This is a genomic window from Escherichia sp. AM3, from assembly GCF_032029835.1.
GTDB classification, from domain to species: domain Bacteria; phylum Pseudomonadota; class Gammaproteobacteria; order Enterobacterales; family Enterobacteriaceae; genus Escherichia; species Escherichia coli.
Genome location: NZ_JAVUPQ010000279.1, coordinates 1 through 1,561, shown reverse-complemented (window position 1 = coordinate 1,561; position 1,561 = coordinate 1). Strand labels below are relative to the sequence as shown.

At 43.9% G+C, this 1,561-nt stretch carries 2 protein-coding genes; both read left to right on the top strand.

Going from position 1 to position 1,561, the window contains the following annotated elements; genetic code table 11:
• Window positions 1–130: 130 nt before the first annotated feature.
• A complete protein-coding gene (locus RTW80_RS25090; RefSeq protein ID WP_025693427.1) occupies window positions 131–1,171 on the top strand; it encodes a major capsid protein in 1,041 nt (346 codons plus the stop codon).
• Window positions 1,172–1,180: 9 nt separating this feature from the next.
• A complete protein-coding gene (locus RTW80_RS25085) occupies window positions 1,181–1,522 on the top strand; it encodes a head decoration protein (protein ID WP_000190772.1) in 342 nt (113 codons plus the stop codon).
• The last annotated feature ends 39 nt before the right edge of the window (window positions 1,523–1,561 follow it).

The window sequence follows — 1,561 nt, the reverse complement described above, 5'->3', positions numbered from 1 at the left end:
ACGTGTCCGCACTGAAGTTGTCACCCCAAAACTTTATACAACATTGCACTCGGTTGCATGTGTTCGCATGACAAATATCGGTGATAGCATATATCCACAATTATTTTTAATGAATGCAAAGAGGATGCGTATGGTTGATTTATATTCACCTACTCAGCTTGTACAGGTAGTTAATGCTGTAGATGTACAAAAACAACTAAATGCGTTATTTACCAGTTTGTTTTTTACTCGCTCGGTAATGTTTGAATCGCGCGATATTATTCTTGATACAATCGACGATCCAAATATCCCAATTGCAGCGTTTTGTTCTCCTATGGTGGGTAGTAAAGTTTCACGTGACGAAGGGTACGAATCAAAAACAATTCGTCCAGGCTATATGAAGCCGAAAAGCAGCATTGATCCAAATAAGTTAGCTGTGCGCCCTGCTGGTGTGTCACCTGAGCAATACAATGCTTTTGGGGCGCGTAATATTAAAGTTAAACAGGCGATTGTAAATCAGGCTAAAGCTATTCGTGCACGTATTGAATGGCTTGCTGTTCAGGCAATCACAACGGGGAAAAATATCATTGAGGGCGATGGTATTGAACGTTATGAGCTGGACTGGAATATAAAACCACAAAATATCATCACTCAGTCTGGCGGTACTGAGTGGTCAGGTAAGGATAAAGAAACTTTTGATCCAAATGATGATATTGAGAGCTACGCAGAATTTAGTGAGGGCGTCACTAATATCATCATTATGGGTGGTAATGTATGGAAGAAATACCGTTCATTCAGAGCGATAAAAGAGGCTTTGGATACCCGTCGTGGTTCTAATTCCGAACTGGAAACGGCCCTTAAAGACCTTGGTGATTCGGTGAGTTTTAAAGGGTATATGGGCGATGTTGCGATTGTTGTTTACAGCGGGCGTTATACCGACGAGGACGGAACAGAAAAACATTTCCTTGATCCTGATTTGATGGTGCTTGGCAATACGGCTCTTCAGGGGATTGTCGCCTATGGCGGTATTCAGGATCCGGAGCTAATCCGAATGGGGCTGACTAAAGCCGAACTTGCACCGAAAAACTATATTGTGCCTGGTGATCCGGCTATTGAATATGTGCAGACATATTCAGCACCACAGCCAATACCGGCCCGCATCAATCGTTTTGTTACCGTTCGCATTGGCTAAGGGGGAGCAATGGCTACTCATTACACTGAACTCATGGCTGGCACTGAAGCACTGGTGACTACGCTGGGGATCTTTTCAGCTAATAAAGGGGTAATTCCTGCATTTACGCCACTGATGCAGGAAGATGCAACAGGTGCACTGGTGGTATGGGATGGTTCGAGCGTAGGTAAAGCGGTTTATGTTTCCGCTGTACAAATCGACACCGCGAAAAAAACACAGGCTCAGGTCTATAAGACAGGTGTCTTAAATGTTGATGCTCTGAACTGGCCTGAGTCTGTTAAAGAACTGTCAGTAAAGATTGCAGCGTTTGTTGGCTCAGGTATTTCTGTTCAGCCGCTGGCTCGTGTGTAAAGGGGGATACAATGCAGAATGATTACAATGACCTTAAGC

Coding starts and splice junctions, on each gene's coding strand:
- RTW80_RS25090 (WP_025693427.1), top strand. CDS start 131: ATGGTTGATTTATATTCACCTACTCAGCTTGTACAGGTAGTTAATGCT.
- RTW80_RS25085 (WP_000190772.1), top strand. CDS start 1,181: ATGGCTACTCATTACACTGAACTCATGGCTGGCACTGAAGCACTGGTG.